This window comes from Hallerella porci (assembly GCF_003148885.1).
Classification (GTDB): Bacteria; Fibrobacterota; Fibrobacteria; order Fibrobacterales; family Fibrobacteraceae; genus Hallerella; species Hallerella porci.
On the sequence record NZ_QGHD01000077.1, the window covers coordinates 1 to 1,082 of the forward strand.

Below are 1,082 nucleotides of genomic sequence, written 5' to 3' on the forward strand. Positions count from 1 at the left end.
GCAAAGACAGTCCTACAAGAGAACCTTGAAGAAGGTCCATCGTGACCAGCGTTTCCGCAATCACCCGAAGAACGGCAAGAAGGCTCACAAGGCAGATCGCAGGCTGAAGACAATCGCGGGACGGCTCGTCCGTGAATTAGAGCGAAATCTCGCCAGCAAGAACTTGTTGAACACGTACAAAGAAAAAATCGAGCTTTTCAAAAAAGTTCTGGCACAGAAGAAATGCGACAAGGACAAGGTCTATTCGCTTCACGAACCCGAAGTAAAATGCATCGGCAAGGGCAAGGAACACAAGAAATACGAGTTCGGCAACAAGGTGTCAATCGCCCGGAGCTACAGCGGCATCATTGTCGGCGCGGTCTCGTTCCGGGACGAGTATGACGGACATACGATAGACGATACGCTTGACCATGTTGAACAAATGCTTGGATTCAGGCCGAGCCGGGCCGCATGCGACCGGGGCTACCGCGGACAAAAGGAATCCGGAACGACAAAGATCGTAATACCGGACGTCCCGAAGAAAAACGCGACTTACTACCAGAAGAAAAAGGCTCACAAGCTTTTTTGCAAGAGGGCTGGCATCGAACCAATCAATGGTCACTTGAAGAGCGACCACCGCATGGGTCGCAACTTCTACAAGGGAATCTTTGGCGACATGCTCAATGCAAAGCTTGCAGCAGCGGCGTTCAACTTCAAGAGGGCCATGAGGCGCTTTTTTGTCCTGTTGGAATGGCTATACTGTTTTTGCCTTCTGTGGAACGGAATGAACAAAAAATGCGAACGTCCTTATCTTGCGTTCGCAAAGTGACCTTTTTAAGGGACGACTATCTACGCAGTATTACGAAAGACTTTTGCATTCGCCCAAAAAGGAAAAGGTGATTGCCGAAATGAAACGTAATACGAAAAATTTCCAGAGTTCCCAGTTTGAACTGATTAAGAGCCCTGTAATTGCTGAATTTTTAGGTGGTTCTGTCAAATAAACGGTGACATTTAGTTTTTGTTAGCTAAAAAAAGAGCTTTGAAATTTCAAAATTGAAGAAGCGAAAAGCAAAATCAAAGCGATGTTTTTTCAACTCGATTTT

The 1,082-nt window shown here is 46.4% G+C and carries 1 protein-coding gene; it reads left to right on the top strand.

Going from position 1 to position 1,082, the window contains the following annotated elements:
* Positions 1-808 (top strand): transposase (locus B0H50_RS13075; RefSeq protein ID WP_408609879.1); only part of this gene is annotated, 808 nt, incomplete at its 5' end.
* Positions 809-1,082 lie beyond the last annotated feature (274 nt).